At 72.6% G+C, this 20,387-nt stretch carries 17 protein-coding genes; 9 read left to right on the top strand and 8 right to left on the bottom strand.

Going from position 1 to position 20,387, the window contains the following annotated elements; translation table 11 throughout:
- Positions 1–5: 5 nt before the first annotated feature.
- A complete protein-coding gene (locus KBX08_RS34845; protein WP_374101927.1) occupies positions 6–707 on the bottom strand; it encodes a hypothetical protein in 702 nt (233 codons plus the stop codon).
- Positions 708–1,153: 446 nt separating this feature from the next.
- On the opposite strand from KBX08_RS34845, the gene KBX08_RS01900 reads away from it, so the two are divergent.
- The 7 genes from KBX08_RS01900 (at position 1,154) to KBX08_RS01930 (ending at position 9,153) form a co-directional block, all read left to right on the top strand.
- Positions 1,154–1,636 carry a hypothetical protein gene (locus tag KBX08_RS01900; protein ID WP_210780776.1) on the top strand — a complete coding sequence of 161 codons (483 nt, stop codon included), beginning with the start codon at positions 1,154–1,156 and terminating at the stop codon, positions 1,634–1,636.
- Positions 1,637–1,680: 44 nt separating this feature from the next.
- Complete coding sequence (locus KBX08_RS01905) at positions 1,681–1,836, top strand: DUF4177 domain-containing protein (RefSeq protein ID WP_007466198.1); 156 nt, start codon at positions 1,681–1,683, stop codon at positions 1,834–1,836.
- Positions 1,833–2,294, top strand: a complete 462-nt coding sequence (locus tag KBX08_RS01910) for a RidA family protein (protein WP_091403351.1) — start codon at positions 1,833–1,835, stop codon at positions 2,292–2,294. Before KBX08_RS01905 ends, KBX08_RS01910 begins: the two co-directional genes overlap by 4 nt.
- Positions 2,295–2,417: 123 nt before the next feature.
- Positions 2,418–3,254: an MBL fold metallo-hydrolase gene (locus tag KBX08_RS01915; RefSeq protein ID WP_210780777.1), complete on the top strand. Its 837-nt coding sequence runs from the start codon at positions 2,418–2,420 to the stop codon at positions 3,252–3,254.
- A complete protein-coding gene (locus KBX08_RS01920; protein ID WP_210780778.1) occupies positions 3,251–6,901 on the top strand; it encodes an adenylate/guanylate cyclase domain-containing protein in 3,651 nt (1,216 codons plus the stop codon). The genes KBX08_RS01915 and KBX08_RS01920 overlap by 4 nt, the downstream gene beginning before the upstream one ends.
- 221 nt (positions 6,902–7,122) lie before the next feature.
- A complete protein-coding gene (locus KBX08_RS01925; protein ID WP_210780779.1) occupies positions 7,123–7,626 on the top strand; it encodes a hypothetical protein in 504 nt (167 codons plus the stop codon).
- A gap of 30 nt (positions 7,627–7,656) precedes the next feature.
- On the top strand, positions 7,657–9,153 hold the full coding sequence (locus KBX08_RS01930) for a serine/threonine-protein kinase (RefSeq protein ID WP_210780780.1): 1,497 nt from the start codon (positions 7,657–7,659) through the stop codon (positions 9,151–9,153).
- Here the strand turns inward: KBX08_RS01930 and KBX08_RS01935 are convergent.
- Positions 9,140–9,481 (bottom strand): hypothetical protein, encoded by a 342-nt coding sequence (locus tag KBX08_RS01935; RefSeq protein WP_210780781.1) that lies wholly within the window; start codon positions 9,479–9,481, stop codon positions 9,140–9,142. The genes KBX08_RS01930 and KBX08_RS01935 overlap by 14 nt on opposite strands.
- 169 nt (positions 9,482–9,650) lie before the next feature.
- Between KBX08_RS01935 and KBX08_RS01940 the strand changes: the two genes are divergently transcribed.
- Both KBX08_RS01940 and KBX08_RS01945 read left to right on the top strand, forming a co-directional pair.
- Positions 9,651–10,592 (top strand): transporter substrate-binding domain-containing protein, encoded by a 942-nt coding sequence (locus tag KBX08_RS01940; RefSeq protein WP_210780782.1) that lies wholly within the window; start codon positions 9,651–9,653, stop codon positions 10,590–10,592.
- A complete protein-coding gene (locus KBX08_RS01945) occupies positions 10,589–11,800 on the top strand; it encodes a hypothetical protein (RefSeq protein WP_210780783.1) in 1,212 nt (403 codons plus the stop codon). Before KBX08_RS01940 ends, KBX08_RS01945 begins: the two co-directional genes overlap by 4 nt.
- A 141-nt stretch (positions 11,801–11,941) precedes the next feature.
- Here the strand turns inward: KBX08_RS01945 and KBX08_RS01950 are convergent, their stop codons facing one another.
- Genes KBX08_RS01950 through KBX08_RS01975 form a run of 6 tightly spaced genes read right to left on the bottom strand, consistent with a single transcriptional unit; the run spans position 11,942 to position 20,387 of the window.
- Positions 11,942–13,132 carry an acyl-CoA dehydrogenase family protein gene (locus tag KBX08_RS01950; RefSeq protein WP_210780784.1) on the bottom strand — a complete coding sequence of 397 codons (1,191 nt, stop codon included), beginning with the start codon at positions 13,130–13,132 and terminating at the stop codon, positions 11,942–11,944.
- On the bottom strand, positions 13,129–15,126 hold the full coding sequence (locus KBX08_RS01955) for a biotin carboxylase N-terminal domain-containing protein (protein ID WP_210780785.1): 1,998 nt from the start codon (positions 15,124–15,126) through the stop codon (positions 13,129–13,131). Before KBX08_RS01955 ends, KBX08_RS01950 begins: the two co-directional genes overlap by 4 nt.
- 11 nt (positions 15,127–15,137) lie before the next feature.
- Positions 15,138–16,739: an acyl-CoA carboxylase subunit beta gene (locus KBX08_RS01960; protein ID WP_210780786.1), complete on the bottom strand. Its 1,602-nt coding sequence runs from the start codon at positions 16,737–16,739 to the stop codon at positions 15,138–15,140.
- Positions 16,736–17,932, bottom strand: a complete 1,197-nt coding sequence (locus KBX08_RS01965) for an acyl-CoA dehydrogenase family protein (protein WP_210780787.1) — start codon at positions 17,930–17,932, stop codon at positions 16,736–16,738. The genes KBX08_RS01960 and KBX08_RS01965 overlap by 4 nt, the downstream gene beginning before the upstream one ends.
- A complete protein-coding gene (locus tag KBX08_RS01970; RefSeq protein WP_210780788.1) occupies positions 17,929–19,593 on the bottom strand; it encodes an acyclic terpene utilization AtuA family protein in 1,665 nt (554 codons plus the stop codon). Before KBX08_RS01970 ends, KBX08_RS01965 begins: the two co-directional genes overlap by 4 nt.
- The gene (locus KBX08_RS01975; RefSeq protein WP_210780789.1) at positions 19,590–20,387 is read right to left on the bottom strand and encodes a TIGR03084 family metal-binding protein; all 798 of its coding nucleotides are present in this window, start codon (positions 20,385–20,387) and stop codon (positions 19,590–19,592) included. Before KBX08_RS01975 ends, KBX08_RS01970 begins: the two co-directional genes overlap by 4 nt.

A 20,387-nucleotide genomic window follows, 5' to 3' on the forward strand; every position in this document is an offset into this window, starting at 1 on the left:
GGCGGTCAGGCGACCTCGCAGACCCACCAACCCGTCTTCTGCACCACAGTGAAGCGCAACTCCTGGTCGGCCACCTTCTCGTCGGCGGTGGTCATGGTGAGCCGGGTGGAGACGGTGGCCCGTTCCCCGGTCTGGTTGTCAACCTTCGGGGTGGTCCAGCGGAAGCGCGGGTTCTGGTAGGTGGCGGCGTACTTCTCCACCTCGGCAACCTTCGCGGCGATCTTGTCGTCGTCGCGGGAAGCGGCGCAGACGTGACCGGCCGCCTTCGTCGCGTCGCGATCCTTGTAGACAGCGGTGAGGAACTCGTCGACGGCGACCGCCGGCTCCTTGGCACCCTCGCCGGTCTCGACGTCGCGCAGGGTCAGGAAGGCCACCACGCCACCCCCCACGCAGAGCACCATGATCACGACCAGGGCGATGGCCGCGATCAACAGACCGCGCTTCTTCTTCGGCCCGGCCGTGCCGTGGTAGGGCGGATAGGCGGGCGGGGCCGGGGGGATCGATGAGGAGTTCGGGGCACCCGGCTGCGTGGGTGCGGCGGCCGAGGTGGGGCCGCCAGGCCCTGTCGGCTGGCTGGGGCCGCCAGGCTGCCCCGGGACGGCCGGCTGGCCGGGGCCGCTGTGCTGCCCCGGGAAGGCCGGTGAGGTGGGGGCGGCGGGGAGAGCGAGCTGCCCGGGCGGCGTAGCGGGGGTCGACTGGCTGGGGATGGTCGGCGCGCCGGGCTGACCGGCGGGATCCGGGTGGTGGACCGGCGGGTGAGCGGGTGTGCCGGCCTGGTCGCCGCTGGGCGGGTGGGTCATGTCGTTCCCCCAGGGGTGCGGCGCCCGCCGCCACCCCTGGCGCCGAGCGTGATCGAGCGGGCGGCCGGGCGCAGCGCGACCGTCCGACCGGAAGGGTAGCGGTCGATGAGCGGATCGGTGTCGCCCCTGCCTGCCGAGCGGGCCAGCGATCCGGTGAGCGGTACCCGCGTCGGTTTCGGTGTCGGGCCCCCGACCTGCGGTGTGTCGCATATGTGACTGTTGGTGACCTCTTGTGCGCGTCCTGTTGGCGGGACCGTTGCCACAGACCTACCTTCGTCCCGGTGCGGGGGCCGGAACGGACGAATGGGTCCGGACCGGAAGCATGGTCCGAGAGGTACGACCGGAGGCAGTACATGCGCGACGCGGACAACATCCCTCGCACCCAGTTCCCGACGAACGACCGGCCTCGCCGGCCCGGGTCCGTGGTCGAGGCCGGCGGGCAGGTCACCAACCAGCCGATCAACGAACGGTCGTACCGCCGGATGCCGGAGCAGGCGGAGACGGCCCGGGTGCCGAGCCAGCCCGCCGAGCGGACCCGCGAGGACGACGAGCCGGGCTTCGTCATCCACCTGCCGATCCGGGTGCCGAACCTGGCGGCGGCGACCGTGCTGGCCGGCCGGGTCGCGGTGTCCCTGGGTTTCCTGCCCGAGTTGGACGCCGGCGAGACGACCGTCTCCAACGCCGACGATCAGAACAACCGGCACCGGGTCTTCTGTGACCTGTTGCTGCCCGACCGGTCCCGCTGCCCTCAGGGGTACGAGCACGAAGGGCGCTGCGGGGAGCTGCCGGCCGCGCCGGAGCAGCGTCCCGTACCTCGTCCGGCCAGCGGACCGTAGGCTGTCCCTCGAACAATTCCGCACCGAGAGGGAGCCCTTCAGCGATGCAGAAGTGGGAATACTCCACGGTCCCGCTGCTGGTCCACGCGACCAAGCAGATCCTCGACAACTGGGGCGAGGACGGGTGGGAGCTCGTCGCCGTGGTCCCCGGCCCGAATCCGGACCAGCTGGTCGCCTACCTGAAGCGGCCCAAGGCGTGAGCAACGGTCCGCACGCGAAGCTCGCCGAGCTGGGTCTCGACCTGCCCGAGGTCGTGCCGCCGGTGGCCAGTTACGTCCCGGCCGTGCAGTCCGGGCAGCACGTGTACGTTTCCGGCCAGTTGCCGATGGCCGAGGGCAAGTTGCTGGCGACCGGCAAGGTCGGCGCCGGGATCTCCGCCGAGCAGGCGAAGGATCTGGCCCAGCGGTGCGCGCTCAACGCGCTGGCCGCTGTCGACTCGCTGGTCGGTCTGGAGAACGTGGTCAAGGTGGTCAAGGTGACCGGGTTCGTGGCCTCCGCGCCCGGCTTCACCGGCCAGCCCGCCGTGATCAACGGTGCCTCGGATCTCTTCGGCACCGTCTTCGGGGAGGCCGGCCGGCACGCGCGCAGCGCGGTGGGTGTGGCCGAGTTGCCACTGGACGCCCCGGTGGAGATCGAGCTGATCGTCGAGGTCGCCTGACGCGTCCCCATCGCCCCCCGATCTTGCACTTCCTGCTCGGACGAAAGCCCTGAACCGGGATGAATCAGGGGCCGCAAGTGCAAGATCGTGGGGTGTGGCGGGCGGGGTCGTACGATCGCAGCCATGAGCGGGCACGTGACGGGGGCGGTGGCGGCGCTTGCCGACGAGTTGCCCCGCTGGGTTTCACTGCTGCGTGCGCCGAACCCGGGGCCGATGACCCTCGACGGCACCAACACCTGGGTGCTGCGCGCCCCGGCGGCCGAGTCCGGCATCGTGGTCGACCCGGGGCCGGCGGACGAGGGGCACCTGACCCGGATCGCCGAACACGGTCCGGTCGGGCTGATCCTGATCACCCACGGCCACCCCGACCACACCGAGGGCGCGGCCCGGCTGAGTGAGCTGCTCGGCGGCGTGCACGTGCTCGCCGTCGACCCGGCGCACACCATCGGCGGCGAGCCGCTGACCGAGCCGGGCGAGCACTTCGGCGGCTTCGGTCTGCAGATCAGTCTGTTGGAGACGCCAGGGCACACCGCCGACTCGGTCTGCTTCCTGGTCGAGCACGGCGACGAGCGGGTGGTGCTCACCGGTGACACCATCCTCGGCCGGGGCACCACCGTGGTCGCCCATCCCGACGGTCACCTCGGTGACTATCTGAGCAGCCTGGAGCTGCTTTCGGCGTACCGGGGGATCCCGGCGCTGCCTGGACACGGCCCGGCACTGGCCGACTGCGCCGCCGCGGCCGACTTCTACCTCGCCCACCGCCGGGCCCGGCTCGACCAGGTCCGGGCGGCGGTCGCCGCTGGCGCCCACACCCCCGCCGACGTGGTGGCGACGGTCTACGCGGACGTGGACCGCTCACTCTGGTGGGCAGCCGAATGGTCGGTCCGGGCGCAGCTGGAGTACCTGGGCGTCGACACCGGGGAATCCGCGCCCGGGGTCAGTGGGTTGGAGCACATGTGACCTGCCCCGTGTGTGGAACCGTTGCCGTTCCCGGCGCGCGGTTCTGCCACAACTGTGGCGCCGCGCTGCCGGCCGCCGCCACGTTGCCGGCGGCCGAGCGCCGGGTGGTGACAGTGCTCTTCGGCGACCTCTCCGAGTTCACCTCCTGGTCGGAGGATCTCGACCCGGAACGCGTCGGCGCGGTCACCGACCGGGTGCTCGCCGCCCTCGCCGGTGCGGTGAAGACGTTCGGCGGGCACGTCGACAAGCTGACCGGTGACGGCATCATGGCGGTCTTCGGCGCCCCGGTGGCGCACGAGGACGACGCCGAACGTGCCGTCCGGGCCGCACTGTCCATGCAACGGGCCGTCCGCCGGGTGCTCGACGACGAGCGGGGCGGCGGCGCGCCGCTCGGGCTGCGAGTCGGGCTGAACACCGGCGACGTCATCGCGGGCATCCAGGCCGCCATTGAATACACGGTCATCGGCGACACGGTGAACACCGCGGCCCGGCTCGCCGACGCCGCCGCCGTCGGGGCCGTCTACGCAGGTGGTCGTACCGCCGCGGCCACCAGACACGTCTCCTCCTGGCGGGCGCTGCGCCCGCTGCGGCTCAAGGGAAAGCGTGAGCCGGTCGAGGCGTACGAGCTGCTGGGTCTGCTGGACGCGCCGGGCACCCGCTCGGGGCTGGGCGACGAGGCGCCGTACGTCGGCCGGGAGACGGAGATCGGTCGGGTCGCCGGCCGGCTCGCCGAGGTGATCGACCAGGGCGACCCGCGGGTGCTGCTGATGACCGCCGAGGCGGGCATCGGCAAGTCCCGGTTCGCCGCCGAGGTGGAGCGCCTCGCCGCCGGGTACGACGTCGGTGCTGGCCGGTACGCGGCGCACACCGGGGCCCGGGTGCTCTCGGTGCGCTGTGCCGCGTTCGGTGAGCGGCGACGGCTCGCGCCCCTGGCCGATCTGGTGCGGGCCGCCGTCGGTCTGCCCAGCGACGCGTCCACAGCGCTGACCCGCCCGGCGGTCGAGGAGCGGCTGCGCCGGCTCGGGCAGCGGCTCGCCCGCTCCGGTGCGGAGACACCGCCGATCTCCACGGAGCAACTGCTGGCCCTGCTCGGCTACGCCGAACTCCCGGCGCACGGCGGCAGCGACAGCGGTGAGTGGGGTGGATCGGGCACTCCGGCCGCGGACGCCGAGGTGGTGCCGAACGCTGTCGCCGACCTGCTCAGTGGGCTCGCCTCGGAGGCGCCGCTGGTGATCGTGGTGGACGACCTGCACGATGCCACCGCCGAGACGATCAAGGCCCTCGGGTTGACCCTGTCCAGGCTCACCGGCCCGGTGCTGGTGCTGCTGCTCGGCCGGCCCGAGTTGGTGCGTACCGCTGGCGCGCTGACCCGGGTCGCGGACGCCGAGGTGCACTCGCTGCCGCCGCTGCGCGGTGCCGACGCGGCCCGGCTGCTCACGACTTACCTCGGCGGCGGCAAGCTGCCGCAGGCCGACACCGACAGGTTGCTCGCCACCGCGCAGGGCAACCCGTTCTACCTGGCTGAGCTGGTCACCCTGCTTATCGAACGGGGCGCGCTCACCACGGAATCAGTGCGCGGCGCCGCCTCGACGCGGGGTGCCACGGTGGATCGGTCCGGCTCCGGCGAGCGGGAGCAGAGCGGGTCGACCGGCTGGCGGCTGGTACCGGGCTCGCTGGGCAGTCGACTGCTCTCCCGGGACCTCGCCGCCGTGCTCGCGGCCCGGATCGACGCGTTGCCGCCGGACGCCCGGTCGGTGCTGCGCGACGCCGCGGTCACCGGTGACACGGTGCCGACCGGCGCGCTGGAGGCGATGCGGGAGCAGCGTGGCGGTCGCGACGGCCGGCCGTCGGCAGTGGTCGCGGTCGAGCTCGACCGGGCGGTCGAGGAGTTGCTGCAACGCCGCATGCTGCACCGCTCGCGGGCCGGCTACTCGTTCGCCACACCGCTCATGCGCGAGGCCGCGTACGCCGGGGTGAGCAAGGCCGAGTTGGCCGAGCGACACGCGGCGCTGGCCCGCTGGGCGGCTCCGGCGGACGAGACCACTGCCAGCACTGTGGGCGGGTTCACCGACGAGGCCCGGGACGACTTCGTGGCGACGCACGTCGAGCGGGCCGCCACGCTCGCCGACGCGGTGAAGCTACGTCCGGACGCGCCGGCCCGGGCGGTGGTTCCGCTCGGCGTGGCCGCGCTCGGCCGGGCCGCCCGCCGGTCGCTCTCCGCCGGTGAGCCGGCAATGGCCGTCGAGTACGCCGAGCGCGCCACCGAACTGGCCCGCGACGGGGTGCCGGCAGCCGATCGGGTGGTGCACGCCCGAGCGTTGCTCCAGGTCGGCCGGGTCACCGACGCGTTGGCGTACGCCGAGAAGATCGCCGCGAACGCGGGGGACGAGGTCACCCGGGTCAGTGCGCTGCTGTTGGCGGGGCAGGCCCAGGAGACCCTCGGCGATCAGGGCCGGGCGGTGACCGCCTGGCAGGAGGCGTTGCAGGTGGCCACCGAGGGGCGGCTGCCCACGCAGCGGGCCACAGCGATGCGCCGGCTCGGCATGGCCGACTTCGTGGCGGGGCGGCTGAGTCAGGCGAGCAGCCGGTTGGCGGCCGCGTACCAGGTCAGCCTCGGTGCGCAGGACCGACGTGGGCAGGCGTGGTCCCTGCAGAACCTGGCCTGGGTGACCACCACCCGGGGTGACTTCGCCGGGACCGACGCGGTGCTCGGCCGGGCCGCCCGGCTCTTCGCCGAGCTGAAGGACCCGTACGGGCGGGCCTGGCTGCGTGGCACCACGGCGTTCGCCCGGCTGCTCGCCGGTCGACTGCGCGAGGCGTGTCGGATGGCGCAGGTGTTCCTGCCGTTCGGCGAGCGGGTCGGTGAGGCGTGGGCGGTGGGCACGTTGCGGGCGGTGGCGGCGTTCGCCACGGCCGAGCTGGGTGACCTGGCCGAGGCGGACCGGGAGGCCCGGCGGGCGTACCGGGAGTTCGCCGCCGCGTCCGACGACTGGGGGCGTGGGTTCGCCCTGGTGGTCCGGGCGGTGGTGGCGCGTGGCCTGGGCGAGCCGGAGCACGCTGCGGACCTGCTCACCGACGCCCTGGCGTACGCGGAGCGCACCTCGCATCCGCTGCTCACCGGGATGGCCGGCACACTGCGCGGCTTCGTCGCGTTGGACATGGGCGACTGCGAGACGGCCGAGCGGGTGGCCCGCGCGGTGCTGACCGCAGTGGAGCCGCACAACCCGCAGGCGCCGGCGCAGGTGGCGCCCCGGGTGTTGCTGGCGACGGCCCGTCTCGCGGCCGGCGACTCGGCGACAGCGGTCGGGCTGCTGGCCCCGGTGGCCACGGCCGCCGCGAACGCCCCGTCGCTGCTCTTCTCCCGCCGTCAGACGATGGCCCAGTACGCTGCGGCGCTGCTCGCTCACGGTCAGCGGGAGCAGGCGTTGGACTGGGCGCGCCGGGCGGTCACCGCGCCGGCCGAGGACGTGCGCAGCCAGGTGATCGCGGCGAGTGTGCTGGCCGAGGCGTTGGCCGCCTGCGGTCGCCCGGCGGAGGCGCTGTCGTGTGCGCAGGAGGCGGTCCGCCTGGCGTACGCCACCGAGCAGCGCAGCGAACGAGCCGCAGCCGACGCCCTCCACACCCGCCTAACAACCGCCCAGCCCTAACCCCCTAACCCCTGCCCCCTCACCCTCCGCTGTTGATCAAGAGGTTTGGGTCAGAATTCGGGCCGCCGATGACCGAAAGCTCTTGATCAACGCGACCCTGGGGGTGGGGGTGCAGGGTTTTGCCGGTTCCGGGGATGTGGTGGTCGGGGGGAGCGGCTAGCGTGTCACCACCGCGTACGGGTCCACAGTGGTGACCGTCGCCGTGCCTGGGGAGGCCCTTCATGAAGCTGCCGCGATCCATCGCGGGCTGGACCATCGCGGTCTTCGGCGTGTTGGCGCTGGTGATGGGCGCGGTTGGGCTGCTCTGGCCGGAGGCGCAGCTGCGCATGCTCGGGTTCGAGGTGCCGGCGACGCGGGCCGTCGGTGATCACACCGGGACGTTCCTGCTGGCGTCCTCGATGGCGGCCTTCAACATGGGCGTCTACTACCTGCTCGCCACGGTGACCGAGTGGCGGGCGTTCTACCGGTTCACAGTGGTCTTCCGGCTGGTCACGTTCACCGTGTTCACCATCGCGGTGCTGGCCGACATCGCTCCCGAGCGGTTCTTCGGGGTGGCGGCGTGGGAAGGGCTGGGCGCCGTGGCCACCGCCATCGGTCTGCGTCTGGACGCCCGGCGGGGCATCCCGGCCGGCGGGGTCGGATCGTCCGAGGGTGCCGGGACGACTGCGGTCGCCGAGGAGGGTACCGGTCCCACCGGTGCGGCTCCGGCGGACGCGGTGCGCTGAGCCATCGGTCGGGTTGGGTATTTTCGAGCGGTGACCGACACCCCGACCGGCGGCCTGCCAGTGCCGATCGTGCCCGGCCTGACCGATTTGCGGGTCTTTGCCCGGGGCGGGTACGCGACCGTCTACCAGGCCACCCAGATCTCGGTGGGTCGCGAGGTCGCCGTCAAGGTGGAGAACCGGACGCTGGACAGCGAGCGCGATCAGGCCCGCTTCCTGCGCGAGGCGCGGGCGGCCGGCCGGATGTCGTCACACCCGCACGTGGTGGACCTCTTCGACGTGGGGGTCACAGTCGATCAGCACCCCTACCTGATCATGGAGCTCTGCGACGGCTCGTACGCCGAACGGATGCGCACCTCGCCGCTCGGCCCGGTGGAGGCCCGTGACCTCGGCATCAAGATCGCGGACGCGCTGGCCCACTCGCACGCCGCCGGGGTGCTGCACCGCGACGTGAAACCAGCGAACATCCTCTACTCGCACTTCAACTCGGCGGTGCTCGCCGACTTCGGGCTCGCCGTCCTCGCCGAGCACCGGGACGCCTCGGTCACCCTGGAGGTGCTCACCCCGGCGTACGCGCCGCCGGAGATGTTCAGCCACAGCCCGCCGTCGCCGGCCGTCGACGTGTACGCCCTCTGCGCCACCCTCTACGCGGTGATGCACGGCCGGCCACCGCGCTGGCAGTCCGAGCGCAACCCGAGCCTGGTCACCGTGCTGGAGATGTTCAACCAGCCGCTCCCCGCCCTGCCCGGGGTCCCGGACGAGCTGATCGACGTGCTGCGCGTCGGCATGGCCAACGACCCGGGCGAGCGTCCCTCCGCCCTGGAGTTGCACGACCTGCTCAGCAACCTGCCACTCGGCTCACCAGCGGCACCGGTCAGCGGCGCTCCGGTCGGCGGCGCCGTCACGCTCTCCGGCCCGTACGCGGCCAGCCAGCCGGTGCCCCGACCGCCCATCGAGGACACTCAGCGAAGCGACCCCGCCGGTCGACGGTGGCGGCGCTGGCTCTTCGGCGGCGCCGGGGTGCTCGCGCTCGCCGCCTCCGCGACCGCCGGGGCCTGGGTCGCCGACCGGGCGCCACCAACCCCCCCATACCCGTCGGCCACGCAGATCGCCGCACCGGCGACCGGGCCGTTGCCCGGCTGCGCGACCGGCACCGGTGCGCCCACCGCCCTGCCCGAGGGTGCCCGGTGCCTGCCCGAGTTGGAGTGCTTCGGCCCGATGCGGATACGCGGCAGCCGCGCCGAGGCGGCTCGGCTGTCCTGCGCCGGCCGGCACACCTGGGAGACGTACGCCGAGGGCATCCTGCCGGTGTCGCTGGTCGGCGCCGACTACGACGAGGTGGCCGCCGCTGAGCCGGTGCGGCAGGTGTGCAGCGCCAGGACGTTCCGGTTGACCACCGGGATCGCCGAGGCGACCGGCTGGCACCTGGAGGTCCTACCGCCGGTCGACGGCAGCATCGACCGGACCTACCGGTGTCTGGCGGGGCGCGGCGTGGACGCGCTCTCCGCGCCCACGCTCACCGGCCGCTGAGCCCGTTCGACCCGCGTCGGCGGTCACGCACCGCACGCAACGCGTCCCTGGGGTCCAGAGCGTCGAGGGTGTCCGCGTCGATTCCGTACGGCATCAGCTCGGGCGGCCCGACGACTGCCGACCGGTCCGCCGGCTCCGGATCGTCGACCTGACGGGCGGCGGAGACCGCGACCCCGGCGACCATGGTCATTAGCACGCAGAGCAGCGCGAGAACCACGCCGAGGAGGTCCTGTCGGCGCCACACGACCAGCATGACCAGCGGCGCTAGGGCCCCAAGCGCCGCGAGCACCGCCACCGTGCGCGCATCGGGTCTGGACAATCGGCTCACCCGTCCAGCATGTCGCGACTGGGCCGGCTGTCAACCGCAGAGCCCGACCGCCGCGCCGATCGACGTCGATCCGAGCCACCCGCTCGACAGGGTCCACCGCGCCCACACGGATTGGACAAGAACGGCTACTCTCGGTGTTCCGCAGGCCCTTCCGGTAGCGAGGTCGCCCATGAACTCAGGCAGTTCGCAGTCCCGGCTCCGCTCGATCGCGTCGACGCTGGCGGTCGCTCTCACTCTCGTGCTCGCCGCCGCGGCCGGTTGCGACAGCCGGAAGGAACCGGACCTGCCCTCCGTGCAGGAAAAGATGCGCGAGACGCACATCTACGGTCAGTCGAAGCTCCGGATCGGTGTCGCCACCAACGAGCCGCTGATGGGTGAGTTGCGGAACGGCCAGCACGTCGGGTTCGACGTCGAGATCGCCCGGTACGTCGCGGCCTCCCTCGGCTACGAGGGGGAACAGCGGCTGGAGTTCGTGTCGGTCGCCACCGAGGACCGCATCCCGTCGCTGCAGGGTGGCACCGTCGACCTGGTGGTCTCCAGCTTCTCCATGACGGAAGACCGCAAGCAGTTGGTCAGCTTCGCCGGGCCGTACTTCGTCACCACGCAGGAGGTGATGGTGCCGGTTCGACTCAAGGACAAGATCCGCACCATTGAGGATCTGCGCGACCCGGCGTACAAGGTCTGTACCAGCGGCGGCTCCACCACCGAGGCCGAGTTGGAGAAGCACCAGGTCAAGACGTTCGTGGTCAAGGACGTCGGCGACTGCGTCGATGGCATCCGCAAGGGCCGGTACGACGCGGTCAGCTCCGACGAGTCGATCCTCGCCGGTTTCCTGGCCAGCTTCCCCAAGGAGTTCGAGATCGTGGACATGCCGTTCGGCACCAGCGAGTTGCTGGGCGTCGGCGTGCCGATCGGTGATCCCGCGCTGCGCGACCTGGTCGCGTTCTTCCTGCAGAAGAGCTACGTGCAGGGCCGCGACGGAGATGCCAGCCCGTGGCAGACCGCGTACAACCGGACCCTGGGCCCCTGGCTGAAGGCCGAGAAGCGCCAGCCGCAGCCGCTGGAGGTGCCGAAGCTTGTCGACTTCGACGACAAGGCGCCCGCGAAGTGAGCGCGGCACCGACCGCCACCAGCGGCGACGGCCCGGTCCCGCCGCCCCGCACGTCAGTGCCCCACGGCGACGAGGCGCCGGCGATCGACGGTACGGCCGCAGCACCGCCGGCCGTCGATCGGCCAGCGACCGGCGCGGAAGGTGACATTGCCTGGCCGGCCGGAGTGCCGGTCGCCGAACCGGCCGACCCGATCGTCGCCGACGTCGAGCCGGGACGGGTCCGCTGGGATCCGGCGGAGCGGCGCGCCCGCGCCAGCCAGTCGTTCTGGACGGCCGTGGTGGGCGTACCAGCGATCTTCTCGGTGCTCCGCCTCGGCGTGGAGGCCGGCGGTGAGCTGCAGACCACGCTGCTGCTGGTGGCCAACGTCGGGCCGGTCAACCTGCTCGCCGGTTTCCTGACCACCGCGGCCCGGCTGCTCTCCACCGGGCTGGTCGCGGTCTTCGCGCTCGGCGCGGTGCTGGCCGTCAGCGCGGATCGACTTCCGCCGGGCACCCGCCGCCGCCCGCTCTTCGCTCGCTGGGCCGACATCACGCCGGCCTGGGTGGTGCTGGCCAGCTTCCTGCTCGCCCTGATCACCTGGCCGTTGCTCTATCTGCCGTTGCTGTTGCCGGCGTTCGTGGCCGCGTTCCAACTGCGTCCGGCGCGGCTGCACGAACGGGTAGTGCCTCGGGTGCTGCTGATGGGCGCGCTGCTCGCCGGGTACGGCTGGCTGATGCTGCCGACGATGCGCGACGCGATGCGGCAGGGCGACGAGTGGCTGGTGCTGGCGCTCATCGTGGTGCCCCCGCTGCTGGCGCTGTTCGTCGCGGGGCCGTTGCCGGGCATGGTGATCCGACCGCTGGCGTCGGTGACCGAGGTGGCGGTGCTGGCCACCCTGATCTGGGCCGCCGTGCCGGTGATCACCACACCGGTGTTGCCGCTGACCGTCACCACGGTGGGCCCGGAGAGCGGGCCCACCGAGGACGTACGCGGGCACGTGGTCACCACCGACGACGTCAACATGGTGATTCTTCAGGAACGGGGCGGCGTCCGGTACGTCCCGGTCGGTCTGGTCCGCGCCCAGGTGCTCTGCCCGAGCGAGGAGGAGTTGCCCCGCCACCAACTGCGCATTCACGACTTCCACGTCGAGGATTCACTGTTGGAGGGCATGGGCCGTCGGGTTCGCCCGGTCCACCGCATCGACGCCGCCTGCCGTACCCCGGCCTGACGGCCCCACCGGCGTCGGCCCGTGGCTGATCGACTCGGTTCTCAGGAAGTCGGGGCATCGCTGGTCCTCGGACACCGCGAGTTCAAGAAAACCGAGTCGATCACGCAACGCCGGGCGCGGGGCGGGCAGCCGGGGCGGGCGTCAGTACGACTTGTCCTGGCCGAGGACGTGTTGGGCCACGAAGTTGAGGATCATCTCGCGGCTGACCGGGGCGATCCGGCCGGCCCGGACGGCGCCGAGCAGGGTCGCCACCCCGTACTCGGTGGTCATGCCGGCCCCGCCGAGCACCTGCACGGCGGTGTCCACGGCGAGCGCGGCGGCCTCCCCGGAGGCGTACTTGGCCATGTTGCCGGCCACCCCGGCCTCCAGGTCGCGACCGGCGTCGTACAGGGTGGCCGCCTTCTGGATCATGAGGCGGGCCAGTTCCACCTGCACCGCCGCGTGTGCCAGCGGATGCGACACCCCCTGGTGGGAGCCGATGCTCCGACCACCCCAGACCTTGCGGGTGACGGTGTACTCACTGGCCCGCTCGATGGCGTACCGGCCGGTGCCGGCGCCCATCGCGGCCACAGTGATCCGCTCCGGGTTGAGCCCGGCGAAGAGCGCCGGTAGCCCGGCGTCCAGCGACTCACCGAGCAGCGCGTCGGCGGGCACCCGCACGTCGTCCAGGTAGAGCAGGAACTGGTTCTCCGGGGACACGATCTCCATGTCCAGCTTGGACCGGGTCAGCCCGGCCGCGTCGGTCGGCACCAGGAACAGCGCCGGCTTGAGCTTCTGCGGAGACGCATCCGCTGAACCGGCTGGGCCGTCATCGACGGCGACACGGGCCACCACCAGCACGTGACCGGCCTCGTCGACTCCGGAGATGTAGCACTTGCGGCCGTTCAGCAGCCAGCCGTCGCCGTCGCGGCGAGCCACAGTGCCGAGTCGGTGGAAATTGGAACCGGCCTCCGGCTCGGTGATCGCGAAAACGATCTTCTGGGAGCCGTCGGCGAGGCCCGGCAGGTGCCGCTTGCGCTGCTCCTCGGTGCCGTGCCGACTGAGCACTGTCGCCGCGATGGCGGGGGAGACCACCAGCAGCAGCAACGGGCAGCCCGCCGCCGCCAACTCCTCGCAGACGATGGCCAGCTCGGTGATGCCGCCGCCCCCGCCGCCGTACTCGGTGGGGATGTTGACCCCCAGGTAGCCGAGCCGTCCGGCCTCCGCCCACAGTTCGGTGGTGTGTTCGCCGGCCCTCGCCTTCTCGACGAAGTAGGAGTGACCGTACCGGCGGCCGAGCGCCCGTACGGCGTCGCGCAGTTGGTCCTGCTCGGGGGTGAGGTCGAAGGTCATCGGGGGTCCTTTTCGTCGACAACGGCCAACACGGCGCCCGTCTGCACCTGACCGCCGGTCGGCACCGGCAGCTCGGCGACCACGCCGTCGATCGGGGCGAGCACTGGATGTTCCAGCTTCATCGCTTCCAGCGTGAGCAGCGGATCGCCGGCCGCGACCCGTTGGCCGACCTGGACGTGCACCCGGGTCACCACGCCGGGCAGCGGCGCGAGCAGCGACCCGGCCGCCACCGCCGCGGTGGGCAGCGGGAGACGCGGCAGCTCGGCCAGGCTCGCCGCCCCGTCCGGCCCGTCCACGAAGACAGCCGACCCCACCCGGTGTACGCGGTACGCGCGCCGAACCCCGTCGACGTCGAGCACCACCCGGTCCGGGGTGGCCTCGACCAGCGCCACTGTGGGTGCCGTCGGCCGCTCGGCGGACTCCTCGGCCGCCGACGTGCGGGACCAGTCGGCGAGCCGGCCGGTCCGGTCCAACCGGTAGCGGATCTCGATCTCGTCGCCATCCGGCCCGACGAAGCCTGTGGTCTGGGGAACGGCGGGCACGTTGCGCCAACCGGAGGGGAGCCCGCCCAGCACCGGTGCGGTCGCCCTGCGGTGCGCGGCACCCGCCAGCGTGGCGGCGAGAGCGGTGATCGGCAGCCGGTCGGCGGGGAGCAGCGGGGCGAAGACCTCCGGGTGCCGGTCCAGGAAACCCGTGTCGATATCCACGGCGGCGAACGCGGGGCTGCGCAGCACCTGGACCAGCAGGTCCCGGTTGGTGGTCACCCCGTGCAGCTCGGCCCGGGCCAGCGCGCCGGCCAACAACCGGGTCGCCTCCGCGCGGGTACGACCCCAGGCGATCAGCTTCGCGAGCATCGAGTCGTAGTGCACCCCGACCACCGAGCCGGCCACCACACCCGAGTCGAGCCGCAGACCCGGCCCGGCCAGCCCACCGAACTCGGCCGCCACCGCGCCAACGCTGAACCGGTGCAGGGTCCCGGTGGCCGGCCGCCAACCCGCCGCCGCGTCCTCGGCGCAGAGTCGTACCTCGACCGCGTGCCCCGTGCTCGCCGGCAGGACCGCCGGTAGCGGCTCACCCTCGGCGACGAGCAGTTGCAACCCCACCAGGTCCAGCCCGGTGCACAGCTCGGTGACCGGATGCTCCACCTGAAGTCGGGTGTTCATCTCCAGGAAGAAGACCTCACCGCCCGGGGCGAGCAGGAACTCCACAGTGCCCGCGCCCAGGTAGTCGACAGCACGTCCGGCGGCCACCGCGGCCTCGTGCAACGCCGCCCGCACCCGCTCCGGAACGACCGCCGGTGCCTCCTCGACGATCTTCTGGTGCCGGCGCTGGATCGAGCACTCCCGGTCACCGAGGGCCACCACTCGACCGTGGGCGTCACCGAAGATCTGCACCTCGACGTGCCGGCCGCGTTCGACGTACCGCTCGATGAAGACAGTGCCGTCGCCGAACGCGGCGGCCGCCTCGCGGCGTGCGGAGGTGACGGCCTCGGCCAGTTCGTCGGCGGTCCGGACGATCCGCATGCCCCGGCCACCACCGCCGGCGGACGCCTTCACCAGCACGGGGAAGTCCGTGATCTCGTCGGTGTCGGTCCAACTCGGCAGCATCGGCACGCCCGCCTCGGCGAGCAGCGCCTTCGCCGCCAGCTTGTCGCCCATCGCGGCGATCACCTTGGCCGGCGGGCCGACCCAGGTCAGACCGGCTTCGGTCACCGCCGCCGCGAACTCGGCGTTCTCCGCGAGGAACCCGTAGCCGGGGTGGACGGCGTCCGCGCCGCTGCGCCGGGCCGCGTCCAGGATCAGGTCGACCCGCAGGTACGTCTCGGCCGGCGAACTCCCCGGCAGGCGTACGGCCTGGTCGGCCTCGGCCACGAACGGCGCGTCGGCGTCCGCGTCCGAGTGCACGGCGACCGTCTCCACGCCCATCGCGCGGCAGGTGGCGAAGACCCGACGGGCGATCTCGCCCCGGTTGGCCACGAGCAGTCTGTTGATCATGAGTGGCCCCTCTACATCCGGAAGACGCCGAAGCCGTCGGCGCCCTTCACCGGTCCGTTGTGGATCGCCGAGAGGCAGAGCCCGAGGACGGTCCGGGTGTCCCGGGGGTCGATCACCCCGTCGTCGTAGAGCCGGCCGGAGAGGAACAGCGCGCCGGACTGCGACTCGATCTGCTGCTCGACCATCAGACGCATCGCCGCGTCGGAGTCCTCGTCGTAGTCGCGCCCCCGTGCGGCAGCCGCCTGCCGGGCCACGATCGACAGCACCCCGGCGAGCTGAGCCGGGCCCATCACCGCCGACTTGGCGTTCGGCCAGGTGAACAGGAACCTCGGCTCGTACGCCCGGCCGCACATGCCGTAGTTGCCCGCCCCGTAGGAGGCGCCCAAGTTCACAGTCAGGTGCGGCACCGTCGAGTTCGACACCGCGTTGATCATCAGGGCGCCGTGCTTGATGATGCCGCGCTGCTCGTACTCGGTGCCCACCATGTAGCCGGTGGTGTTCTGCAAGAAGATCAACGGGGTGTCCGAGGCGTTCGCGAGCTGGATGAACTGGGCCGCCTTCTGCGCCTCCGCGCTGAACAGCACCCCTCGGGCGTTCGCCAGCACCCCCACCGGGTACCCGTGCAACTCGCCCCAACCGGTGACCAGCGCGTCCCCGTACGCCGGCTTGAACTCGTCGAAGTCGCTACCGTCCAGGATCCGGGCCAGCACCTCCCGGGGGTCGAACGGCACCTTCAGGTCGGCGCTGGTGATGCCGAGCAACTCCTCCGGGTCGTACTTCGGTGGCTGCGGCACCGCCGTCCGCGGCGACGGGCCCTGCTTGCGCCAGTTCAACCGGCGGACGCACTGCCGGGCCAGCCGGATGCCGTCCCGCTCGTCGGCGGCCAGATAGTCGGCCAGCCCGGACGTGCCGGCGTGCATCGCCGCGCCACCCAGCGACTCGTCGTCGGTGACCTCGCCGGTCGCCATCTTCACCAGCGGCGGACCGGCCAGGTAGACCTGTGACCGGTCCCGAATCATGATCACGTGGTCGGACATCCCCGGCACGTACGCGCCACCGGCCGTGGCGTTGCCGAAGACCACGCTGACAGTGGGGATGCCGGCCGCCGAGAGCCGGGTGAGATCACGGAACACCCGACCACCGGGGATGAAGATCTCCGCCTGGGTGGGCAGGTCCGCCCCGGCGGACTCCACCAGATTGACCATGGGCAGTCGGTTGGCCAGGGCGATCTCGCCGGCCCGCCGGGTCTTGGCGAGCGACCACGGGTTGACAGCGCCGCCGCGTACCGTCGGGTCGTTGGCGACGATCAGGCACTCCACGCCCTCGACCACACCGATGCCGGTGACCACGCTGGCCCCGACCGGGAAGTCCGAGCCGTACGCGGCGACCGGCGACAACTCCAGAAACGGGCTGTCGGCGTCCACCAGCAGCTCGATCCGCTCCCGGGGGAGCAGCTTGCCGCGCGCGTGGTGCCGGGTCACGTACTTCTCGCCACCACCCTCCCGCGCCTGGTCCAGCGCGGCGTCCAACTCGGTCAACCGCTCCAGCAACGCCGCCCGGTTCGCCAGGTACGAGGGTGCGGCCGGGTCGACCGTGCTGTCCAGTGTGGTCATAGGCCCATGCCCTTCGCGATGATCTCGTTCATGATCTCGGTGGTGCCGCCGCCGATGCCGAGGATCCGCGCGTCGCGGTAGTGCCGCTCCACCTCGGCGTCGCGCAGGTAGCCGAACCCGCCGTGCAGCTGCAACGCCTGGTCGACGACGTGGTCGCAGGCGGCCACCGCCAGGTTCTTCGCCATCGCCACCTCGGTCACCACCGGCTCGCCGGCGACCACCCGACCCGCGACCCCGTGCACGTACGACCGGGCCGCCTCGGCCCGGGTGTGCATCTCGGCCAACCGGTGTCGGACGAGCTGCCGGCTGGCCAGCGGACGCCCGAAGGTCTCCCGGTTCCGGCACCAGCGCACCGCCAACTCGACGCAGCGCTGCGCGGTCGCGTACGCCTGGGTCGCCAGGGACAGTCGTTCCGCCGCGAAGTGCTGCATGATTGCCAGGAAGCCGGTGTTCTCCGCGCCGATCCGGTTGGCGACCGGCACCCGCACGTCCGCGAAGGACAGCTCGGCCGTGTCCGAGCAGTGCCAGCCCAGCTTCTCCAACCGGCGTCCGACTGTGAACCCGGCCGACCCCTTGTCGATGACCAGCAGGGTGAGTTCGCCGCTGCCGGGGAAGTCGGTACACACCGCAGTGGTCACGAAGTCGGCCCGGTGCCCGCTGGTGATGTACGTCTTCGACCCGTTCACCACGTAGTGGTCGCCGTCGCGGCGGGCGGTCGTACGGATGCCGGCCACGTCCGAACCGCCGTCCGGCTCGGTGATGGCCAGCGCGCCGATCATCGTGCCGGACAGCGTGGGCCGCACGTACCGCTCGATCAGACTGTCGTCGCCCGGGGACGAGACGCCACCGAGCCGACCGCCCAACGAGCCACCGGTACGGGCGCCGGCCGCCGCGACCATGTGCGGCAACGCGATTCCATGCGTGAACAGGGCCGCCACCAGCCCGGACGAGCCGCCGGAGCGGATCAGCTCCTCGGTCACGATGATCGAGTCGAGCAGGTCACCGCCGCTGCCACCGACCGACTCCGGGAAGCCGATGCCGAGCAGGCCGAGCTTCGCGGCGGTCGCGTGCAGCGCCCGGGGCACCTCGCCGGCCCGCTCCCAGTCGTCCAGGTGCGGCAACACCTCCCGGGTCACGAACGCCCGGGTCAGCTCGCGTAGTTGCCGGCGCTCCGGGGTGTCCACGATGCTCACCGCGCCACTCCTGCCGGCAGGTCGACGATCCGGGCGCGCAGCAGCTCGCCGAGCGCCTTGGCCTGCGGGTCGAACCGGGTGGACGCGGCCACCCCGGCGCCGAGCAGGCCGTCGATCACGAAGTTGACAGCACGCAGGTTCGACAACTCGTAGCGCCGCACCGGCAGCGGCGCGGTTTCCGGCACCAGCTCGGCCAGCCGCTCGACTGTCAACCAGGTCCGCAGCCACGCGTACCCGGCGTCGGAACGCGCCCAGACACCGAGGTTGGCGTCCCCGCCCTTGTCCCCGGAGCGTGCGCCGACCACCTCGCCGAGCGCCCCGCGCCGGGTCGGGCCGTCGATCGCCGCGTCGCCACCCGGGGCCGACTCGTCCTGCGAGGTGGGCGCGGTGCGGATCGGCGGGGCGATCGGCACCCGCTCGCCACCGGGTAGCACCGCGACGTGCGCCACCGCGTCCTGCGGCACCGCGTCGGCGGTGAAGACGCCGTACGGTGTCGCGTCACCGGGCAGTGTGGTCAGCGTGCAGCCCGGGTACGAGGCCAGGGCCAACTCCACAGCGGCGGCCGAGAACGCCCGCCCGGCCCGCGCCTTGTCGCCGTCACGCAGGTGTACGTGCAGCAGGGCGCTGGCCGTCTCGGTGTCGACGGCGTCCAGATGGTCGGTCCGGGCCAGCGTGAACTCCAGCCCGTCCTTGCCCACCGCCTCCTCGACCTGCCCCCGGACCAGTGCCGCCTTCGCCTCGATGTCCAGCCCGCACAGGACGAACGTCATCGAGTTGCGGAAGCCGCCGAGGTTGTTGACGCCCACCTTCAGCGTGGACGGTGGCGGCGTGCCCCGCACACCGGAGACCCGGACCCGGTCCGCCCCGTCGGGGCGCAGAGTCACCGTGTCCAGTCGGGTGACCACGTCCGGCCCGAGGTACGCGGGCCCGCCGATCTCGTAGAGCAGTTGGGCGGTGACCGTCTCCACCGTGACAGCGCCGCCGGTGCCCTGATGCTTGGTGACCACCGAGGAACCGTCGGGGTGCACCTCGACGATCGGGAACCCGGGCCGATGACCGCCGTCGGGCAGCTCGGTGAAGAAGCTGAAGTTGCCGCCGGTGACCTGCGCGCCGCACTCGACGAGGTGCCCCGCGACGGTGGCCCCGGCCAGCTCGTCGAGGTCGTCGCGGCCCCACCCGTACCGGGAGATGGCCGGGCCGACCACCAGCGACGCGTCGGTGACCCGCCCGGTGACCACCACCTGCGCGCCGGCGTCGAGGCAGGCGGCGATCCCGAACGCGCCGAGGTAGGCGTTGGCGCTCAACGCGTCCGGTCGCTGGACCGTGTCGCCCTCGACATACCCGACCTGTGTCGGCAGGCCGAGCCGGTCGGCGAGCTTCTCGATGGCGGCGGCCAGGCCGGCCGGGTTCAACCCGCCGGCGTTCGTCACGATCCGCACCCCTCGGTCGAGGGCGGTGCCGAGGCAGGTCTCCAGTTGCCGCAGGAACGTCTTCGCGTAGCCCAGGTCGGGGTCGCGCATACGGTCCCGGGCAAGGATCAGCATGGTCAACTCGGCGAGGTAGTCGCCGGTCAGCACGTCCAGCTCACCACCGTCGAGCATCTCCCGCCAGGCGGTGAACCGGTCGCCGTAGAAGCCGGAGGCGTTGCCGATGCGGATCATGCCCGTACCCCGATCCGGCCGGCCGGCTGCCGGCCGTCACCCGGCGGCCCGGCGAAGGCCTGCGCCACGTCGAGCCACTCGTCGGCGACCGACCCGGTGGCGACCAGGGCGAGGTCCGCGCGGTGTCGGCGCTGGGTGACCAGCAGGCAGAAGTCCCGAGCCGGGCCGGTGACCCGGTCGGCGGCGTCCGCCGGACCCCAGCTCCAGGCACCCCCGCCCGGCCCGACCAGCTCGACCCGCACCGGCGCCGTCGGTGCCTCCCGGCCGTGCGCGGTGAAACCGTGCCCGAGGGTACGCACGCCCAGGTGCGCCACGTGCCGGAGTCGGTCGCTGTCGGGGCGGACCACGTCGAGGGCGTCGGCCACGTCCGCGCCGTGCGCCCAGGTCTCCATGATCCGGGCGGTGGCCATCGAGGTGGCCGACATCCGGGTGCCGTACCAGGGCAGTTTGCCGCCGGCCGGAACGGCGGCCAGCGCGTCGACGAGCGCGGTGCGCCCGGACCGCCAGCGGGCGAGCAGCTCGGCCGGCGGGGCGAGGAACTCCTCGGCGCCGACGTCGACGAGTCGGGTCACGTCCGGCGCGGCGGTGACAGTTGCGTAGAACGCCTCGGGGTCGGTCGCGGCCAACAGCGCGACGTGGTCGGTCCAGGCGAGGTGGGCGATCTGATGCCCGACGCTCCAGCCCGGCGCGGGGGTCGGCCTCGCCCAGTCGGCCACGGGCAGGGGCGCCACCAGGGCGTCCAATTGGGCGGACTCGTCGGCCAGGTCCGTGAGCAGGTCGCTGAGGTCGACCAT

It is taken from the genome of Micromonospora sp. H61 (genome assembly GCF_018070325.1).
Lineage (GTDB): Bacteria > Actinomycetota > Actinomycetes > Mycobacteriales > Micromonosporaceae > Micromonospora > Micromonospora salmantinae.